The sequence below is a fragment of the Xanthomonas sp. LMG 12459 genome (genome assembly GCF_009192905.1).
Classification (GTDB): domain Bacteria; phylum Pseudomonadota; class Gammaproteobacteria; order Xanthomonadales; family Xanthomonadaceae; genus Xanthomonas_A; species Xanthomonas_A sontii.
This window is the reverse complement of sequence record NZ_NSGT01000111.1, coordinates 20,893-27,813: the sequence shown is the minus strand read 5'-3', so window position 1 is coordinate 27,813 and position 6,921 is coordinate 20,893. Positions and strand designations below refer to the sequence as shown.

Here is a 6,921-nt window from a genome sequence, read left to right as displayed (position 1 = left end):
TCTCCATCGTCGCCTGCATGCACAAGTTCCTGCGCTGGCTCAATGCCATCGCGCGCGATCAGGCCCCGTACGCTCCTCCTGTCATCGCAGGTGCATGACAGTTGACTCCTACGAGAGCGATGCACCGGCGCTACAAGCTGGGTTGCCGTGTCGGATCGTTTGACAGTCAAGTCATGCAGGACAGCACGCTGGATTCCCGATTCCCGATTCCCGATTCCCGATTCCCAGCCTGACTCAGGCCAACCCGTATTCCTTGAGCTTCTTGCGCAAGGTGGCGCGGTGGATGCCCAGCAGCGCGGCGGCGCGGCTCTGGTTGCCTTCGCAATGGTTGAGCACTTCCACGAACAACGGGATCTCCATCTCGCGCAGCACGATCTCGTACACGTCGTCGGCGTCGCAGCCGTCGAGGTCGCGCAGGTAGCGGCGGACCGATTGCGCCACGTGTTCGCGCAGCGGCGGCTTCGGCGCGCCGCGACTGGAGTCAGGACGAGTGGTGGCGGCGTTCAAGTTCGACGGATCCCCAGATGACAGCGGCGCCGGACGGCAGGAGGGCCGGCGCGGGGGGACGAGTCTAGCGCGTGGCCTGCGCCGCTGCCATGGCGTAGTGCCCGAACGCAGCGTTCTCAGTGGAAATCGAAACTGAATGCCGCCGTCTCGGCGGCCGGTTCGCGCACCTGGAACGCGATCTGTGCGCTCTGTCCCGGCGCCAGTGTGGCGCTGTCCGGCCGTGCGCGCCCCAGGTACTCCTGCGGGCGCAGCACGCGGCTGCCGATGGTGCGGCCGTCGGCGTCGGCCAGCGACAGTTGCAGCAGCGGCCAGGCCTGCGCCCAGCGCGCGTCGTTGCGGAAGGTCGCCTGCACCTGCAGGGTGCCGGCGTGGCCGGGCAACGGCCGCACCTCGCGGCTGAGCATGGTGAAGGCGGCCGGCTCGCGCCAGGCCGGCACGCTGCAGCGCAGGACCTGGCAGACCACGGCCACCCACGGCCGCCAGCGCGGGTCGGCGCCCAGGCGCTGGCGATCGGCGATCAGGATCTGCAGCGCCAGCAGCAGGCCCAGCCCGGCCAGTGCGATCCACTGCCAGGGCGCGGCACGCAGCACCGGGCGGCGTTCGCGCGGGCCATGCAGGAAGCTGGGCGTGGCGGCGGCGGACACTGGCGAGGTGGGGACTGTCGCGGGAGTCGCGACCGTGGCCGGTGCCAGTGCCGGGTCCGTCGCCGACGCGCGGGCTGGCGACAGCGTCTCCAGGTCGCCCGCGTCAGGTGCGGCGTGGACCGCGGCGGTCTCTTCCTCGGCCGGCTTCACGTTCGCAGACGCTGGCGAGACGCTCGACGCCACGGGCGGCGCTGCAGTGTCGGTCAGCTGCGTCGCGGGTGCCGACGTGTCACCGCCCGCCGCCGGCGCGACCGGGGTCTTGCCCTGTGTGGCGGACGGATCGGGCTGACGCAGCAAGGTGGCGAGGCTGGGGCGGGGCGGAGTGCGATCGGGCATGCGCGCGGGCGACGACGGCGAGAGCCGTATTCAAGCACGCGCCGGCGGGATCTGCAGTGCGCTGCCGGCGGATCGTGGCCTTTGTCAGCGCTGGACGCTCTACGGCGCGAGGGTCACGCGGCGTGCTTAGCGCGACTTGCGGGTGTCGAGCAGGTCGAGCAGGCCGGCGCGCTGGCGCGGGCTCAGGCTGTCGAAGCGCTCCAGCAGGCGCAGTTGCTGGTCGGTGAACTGGTAGTGGTTGGGCAGCTCGCCGATGGCCGCGGCGTCCGCCGCCATCGGTTCGCCGAACACGCGCTCGCCACGGCCGGTGGCCAGGTACTCGAAGTGCAGCCCGCTGCGGCGGGCCAGGGCGATCAGGTGCTCCAGCGCTGGCGCGGTGCCTTCGGCCATTTCCCACTGCGCCACGGCGCTGCGGGTCACGCCCAGGTCCAGCGCCAGGGCCTCCTGGGTGAGGCCGGTGAGCTTGCGCGCTTCGCGCACCCGTTCGTACAGCTTGCTGTTCACACGCACCTCCGCAGGGGAGGCGAGATATAGCTGCGCCAGCCGTTGCGGTTGGTTCGTATCTCTATCCAATGGATAAATGTTAGTGATACTGTCCATGTCGCGAGCCCAGAGTTACCACTCCCTGGGCTTTCCCGTTTTCCCGCCCCACGCCCCCAATCGGGAAAGCGGCGACCATGCGGAGTGTGGTGGTGCCGGCTTAGGTGGCTGCCTTGCAGCGAGAGCGATCGAACCAGAAACGCTTTGCCTGGTGATCGTAGATCAGGCGCTGCCCCATCATCGCGTTGATGCCTAGAATCATCGCGGGCTCCTCGCCAAATCCGAAGCTTTTAAACACGGGCAGATCGGCCACTCGAACAGTCAGGCCATTAACGCGGCGACCGGCGAATGCCACCGTTTCGACTTCGCCTTCGCGCGTTTCCTTTGCCTCTGATGCCGCGCCATACAGCGTCTCCCCGCGCCGGAAGGACGCGCCATCAACATCGAGGTGAGCGGCACGTGCGAATGCGGGGTTGATCTGCGTCCCGCGCGAGCCCGTGTCGAGTACTGCGATCCCAGCCGCGCCGTTGACAGTGACAGGGAGCGTCAGCTGCGTCCCGTCGACGACGGTCCCGCCCTGGATCATCACTGCACCGTTCGTGAGGATGCGGCGCATCGATACGGGTTTGGGCTGCAGCGAGACGGCGCGGCAGGGAAAGTCGAAGATCGCGATCGCGCCGTCCATCAGGTCGTTGCCCGTTATCCCCGCTGCGATCTCCGCGTCCTTGCGATCCGGCAAGCCGGTGGCCTCGACGTTGCGAATCGTGCGGCCATCGACCGTGAGGCTATCGAGTCGATAGGTCGGCATCATCGCCGCTCCGGTCATACCCTCCACGCTGGTAGGCAGGCCCGGGTTTAACTCCTGCTGCTTGGCGAACCACTGATAGACATGCGTTCCGTCTGCCCCGGTGTCGAGGATGAAGGGCACGGTCCCCTTGCCGTTGACGAAGGCGGGCACGACCAAATGGCCGTTCCCCGCCGGGGTCAGCGGGACGGATGATCCGGCAGGGGGACTGAGCAACAGACACGAGGCTGCGATCGCCGCCATCGGACGCATGGGCTTCTCCATCACTGAGGTTGAGAGCGCGAGTCGACGATCGCTGGATCAGGCGTCGACGGGAGTATCCGGAACGTATTCGAGCAGGTCGCCGGGCTGACACTCCAAATGCCGGCAGATCGCTTCCAGCGTTTCAAAACGCAGTCCTTTGACCTTTCCCGATTTGAACAGCGACAGGTTCGCTTCGGTCGCGCCGATCGCACGCGCCAGATCTTTCGACCGCATCTTCCGCTTCGCAAGCATGACGTCGAGCCGGATGACGATCGGCATCAAAAGAACCCGGCGCGGTCGCGTTCGATCTCTGCACCGACGGCGACGACATTCACGAACGCGAACAGCAGGATGCCAAGGACCGCCGCGTCGAGTTGGCGGAGTTCCAGCTTGATGGCGACCGGGCTCATATCAGCGACATAGAGCGTGGCGTGGGTAATGAGCGGGACGATGGCGTAAGCGATGAGCGCCCATGCGATCCGACGCACCAGCACTTCATTGTCGGCCGTGAAAATCAGATGGCGGGCATAAAGACGGAACAGACCGATCAGCGCGGACAGGATCACTAGACCCGGAATCAGACGCAACGTCAGCAGCGCGGCCGCCAAGACGGACTGCCAGATGGCATAGCTTGAGATCGCCACGAAACCCGTCGGTATCGCGCCATCACGCTCCCGCGTGAGGATGAAGGCGAAGCCACCGTTCATCATTCCAGCGTGGTCCCCGACGCGGAAGAGCAGCAACAGAACCTGAAGTGCGGCCGTTGCCGCCATCAGCGTCATCACGGCGCATGCGATGACGAAAAACACCCGTCCCCGGCGCGCAAGCGCCTCGCTCGCTGCGGGTGTCGCTCCACCGTCCTCTTCCCCCTGATGCCGCATCACGCTGCCTCCGCTTCGGTGCGCTATGGGGTAATAATTATCTTCTTGCGATAATTAGTCAAGGATTTTTGGTGGCGGGCAGACTCAGTCTTCCAAGACACCATCGTTTTTGGGAAAAACGACGGGTGGGAACAATCAGGTGATTACGGTGCCTAACGTAGATCTGCGCCGTTCTATGTATCCACTCCCGCCTGCCGCTGCCGCGGGCCGGTCGGTGCCGGGCGCGGCGGCGGGTCGTATCAGGCGTGGCGGAATCAGTCGCGACGGACGCCGTCGATGCGCATCCAGTCGCCGTCCTGTTCGGTGCGCAGTTGGGTGAACCACGGTGCGTAGCGCTGCAGCAGCTCCTGTTCCTGGCCATGCAGGATGCCGGACAGGGCGATGCGCCCGCGCGGCGCCACGCGCGCGGCCAGGGTCGGCGCCAGCGCATCCAGCGCCGAGGCGAGGATGTTGGCCACCACCACCGGATAGGTGGCCGCCGGTTCGTCGGCAGGCAGGTACACGGCCAGGCGCTCGCCCACCGCATTGCGCTCGGCGTTGTCGTGGCTGGCCAGCAGCGCCTGCGGGTCGTTGTCCACGCCCACCGCGGCGGCGGCGCCCAGCTTCAGCGCGGCCAGCGCCAGGATTCCCGAGCCGCAGCCGAAATCGAGCACGCGCGCCTGCGCCAGGACGCCGTCGGTGGCCAGCGCATCCAGCCAGCGCAGGCACAGCGCGGTGGTCGGGTGGGTGCCGGAGCCGAACGCCAGGCCCGGGTCCAGGCGCACCACCGCGGCGTCGGTGCCGCGGGCGTCCTCGGGCAGGTCGTGGTTCCACGGCACGATGAAGGTGCGCGCGCCGAAGCGCATCGGCTGGAACTGGTCCAGCCAGGCCCGTTCCCAGTCCTGGTCGTCGACCTTGCGGAAGGTGGCCTGGGTCCAGTCCAGCCCGGGGTCGAAGGCCTCCAGCGCAGCCAGCAACACTAGCGCGTCCTGCTCCTCGGGGAACAGCGCGGTGAGCACCAGGGTGCCCCACAGCGGGGTCTCGCCCACGCCCGGTTCCAGGATCGCGCGTTCGTTGCTGGTGTCGGCGTCGGCATCGAGCAGGGTCACCGCCAGCGCGCCGACATCCTCCAGCGCGGTCTCGTAGCGGGGCTGGGTGGCGTCGGTGCAGCGCAGGGTCAGTTCGAGGAACGGCATCGGTCGGTGGGGCAATCAGGGGAAGCGCGCATCTTAGACGGGCGGCGGGCTTCGCGCTGGAGGCTGTCTTGCGGCGGAGCGGGGGACGGCACGCATTTCGGCCGGTTGCGAACCACCTCCGGCCGGCGCCGTTCGGAATGCGACACGCGACGGCGGTACGCGGCGTCGCGCTGGCCGCACCGGGCCGAACAGGCCCAGCAATGCGTTCGGACGCTGCCGGGCCAGCACCGGCACTGCGATCTGCACCGCGCCGCCCGTGACGCCGTGCCGTTCGTCCGTGCCGCCGGTCCGCACGTCCATGCGCCGGGATCGCGGCACGCATTTGGCGCATGCCGCGGCCGTGGCCTGGGGTAGACTGCCGGTTCGCAGCGGCCGGGCGACAGGGGGTCCGGCTGCGCTTCTGCCCGTGGTCCGGCTCTTTCGCGCATGCCCGTCGTGTCCCGTCCAACCTGGCTGTTGCTGGCGCCCGCCGCGCTGTTGCTGGGCGTGGTCGCCTATCGCGTGCTGTCGCTGCCGGCTGCACCGGCGGCGTCCGTGCCGGCGACCGCGGTGGTGGCCGCTGCCGCCCCTGCGCCCGTCGCGTCGGCCACCGGGTCGCTGCCGGCGTCCACGCCGGCGCGCCGGCGTGGGGACGCCGAGGGCGAACGCGGCGCCGACCTCTACCGTGCCGCGCAGCAACTGTCGATCGCCGCCGCGCACGGCGACCCCGAGGCGTCCTGGCGGCTCAGCCGCATCTACGACTACTGCGCCGGCTATGCGATGGACCCGGTCGGCTACGGCGCCGATACCCGCGCCATCGCCGACGCCCGCCTGCCGACCTCGGCGCAGATGGTGCAGGCGCGCGCCCGCGTCGGCCGCCGCTGCGCCGGCTTCGCGCCCGGCGACGGCCTGACCCGCCAGGCCATCGTCGCCCAGCGCGTGCAGGCCGCGCGCGGCGGCAACCTGGCCGCCGAAGCGGCGCTGCTGGCGCTGGGCCAGCCGTTGCATGCCGGCGCCGAGTACAAGCGCGATCTGGTCGCGCGGGTGCGCGCCTCCGGCGATCCCGATGCCTACGTGGCGCTGTCGCCGGCGATGGGCCTGGCCGCCAGCGGCGACGACAGCCTGGACGGGCGCGTGGCCGGCACCCAGTTTTCCGAATTGGCCTGGCAGTTGGCCGCCTGCAGGCTGGGATTGGATTGCGGCCCGGACAGCGAACTGATGACCCGCTATTGCGCCAACGGCGGGATCTGCTCGCGCGACCCCACCCAGGACTTCAGCAGTTTTGTTTACGACGCCGCGGTGCCGCGGCAAGGCACGGACACGATGAACGACATGGTCAATCGACTGGTGGACAGCAAGGGAGCAGGCTCATGAATTACCGGCGATGGCTGCACGGCGCCAAGTTCTGGTTCTGGGTCCTGGCCTTCGTCGCCTATTCGGCGGCGGCGGCGGGCCTGTTGCTGATCGACACCGCCGAACAGCGTTACCGCGGCCTGTCCAAGGTCGAACTGACCACCGCGCACTCCGCGCCGGACGTGCGCCGCGCCGGCGCCGCGCAGGTGGCGGCGATCTACCGCGCCAACAGCGGCATGCCCTTCTCCACCCTGGCCCCGGGCAGCACCTTCCAGATCGTCTGGCCGGACGGCTCCACCGAGACGGTGATGATCGTCAGCCCGACCTCGAGCCTGGGCGTGGAGCCGGTGGCGGGGACGCAGGCGAAGTAGCCGGGAGTGGGGATTGGGGATGGGGGGATTCGCAAAAGCGGATCCAGATCCGAATCGTTCGGGTGTGTCTGGGCGCATCTGCGACCC

9 protein-coding genes are annotated in these 6,921 nt (G+C 68.8%); 2 read left to right on the top strand and 7 right to left on the bottom strand.

Translation table 11 applies throughout. The features are described 5' to 3' along the window. Nucleotides 1–234: 234 nt before the first annotated feature. From fis to prmA, 7 genes are all read right to left on the bottom strand, one after another. Nucleotides 235–507 (bottom strand): DNA-binding transcriptional regulator Fis, encoded by a 273-nt coding sequence (gene fis, locus CEK65_RS19955; protein ID WP_010343856.1) that lies wholly within the window; start codon nucleotides 505–507, stop codon nucleotides 235–237. A gap of 116 nt (nucleotides 508–623) precedes the next feature. Next, nucleotides 624–1,301: a DUF3426 domain-containing protein gene (locus CEK65_RS19950; RefSeq protein WP_226980660.1), complete on the bottom strand. Its 678-nt coding sequence runs from the start codon at nucleotides 1,299–1,301 to the stop codon at nucleotides 624–626. Between the two features lie 312 nt (nucleotides 1,302–1,613). Beyond that, nucleotides 1,614–1,991 (bottom strand): helix-turn-helix domain-containing protein, encoded by a 378-nt coding sequence (locus CEK65_RS19945; RefSeq protein ID WP_043090356.1) that lies wholly within the window; start codon nucleotides 1,989–1,991, stop codon nucleotides 1,614–1,616. 196 nt (nucleotides 1,992–2,187) lie between these two features. After that, complete coding sequence (locus CEK65_RS19940; protein WP_193314845.1) at nucleotides 2,188–3,084, bottom strand: retroviral-like aspartic protease family protein; 897 nt, start codon at nucleotides 3,082–3,084, stop codon at nucleotides 2,188–2,190. Between the two features lie 48 nt (nucleotides 3,085–3,132). Continuing rightward, complete coding sequence (locus CEK65_RS19935) at nucleotides 3,133–3,354, bottom strand: helix-turn-helix transcriptional regulator (protein WP_152182766.1); 222 nt, start codon at nucleotides 3,352–3,354, stop codon at nucleotides 3,133–3,135. Continuing rightward, nucleotides 3,354–3,959 carry a hypothetical protein gene (locus tag CEK65_RS19930; protein ID WP_152182765.1) on the bottom strand — a complete coding sequence of 202 codons (606 nt, stop codon included), beginning with the start codon at nucleotides 3,957–3,959 and terminating at the stop codon, nucleotides 3,354–3,356. The genes CEK65_RS19935 and CEK65_RS19930 overlap by 1 nt, the downstream gene beginning before the upstream one ends. A gap of 251 nt (nucleotides 3,960–4,210) precedes the next feature. Then, nucleotides 4,211–5,131, bottom strand: coding sequence for a 50S ribosomal protein L11 methyltransferase (prmA, locus tag CEK65_RS19925; protein WP_152182764.1), 921 nt, complete (start codon nucleotides 5,129–5,131; stop codon nucleotides 4,211–4,213). 426 nt (nucleotides 5,132–5,557) lie between these two features. Between prmA and CEK65_RS19920 the strand changes: the two genes are divergently transcribed. Then, entirely contained in the window at nucleotides 5,558–6,484 is a 927-nt protein-coding gene (locus tag CEK65_RS19920) for a hypothetical protein (protein WP_152182763.1), read from the top strand. Further along, the gene (locus CEK65_RS19915; protein ID WP_152182762.1) at nucleotides 6,481–6,834 is read left to right on the top strand and encodes a hypothetical protein; all 354 of its coding nucleotides are present in this window, start codon (nucleotides 6,481–6,483) and stop codon (nucleotides 6,832–6,834) included. The genes CEK65_RS19920 and CEK65_RS19915 overlap by 4 nt, the downstream gene beginning before the upstream one ends. Nucleotides 6,835–6,921 lie beyond the last annotated feature (87 nt).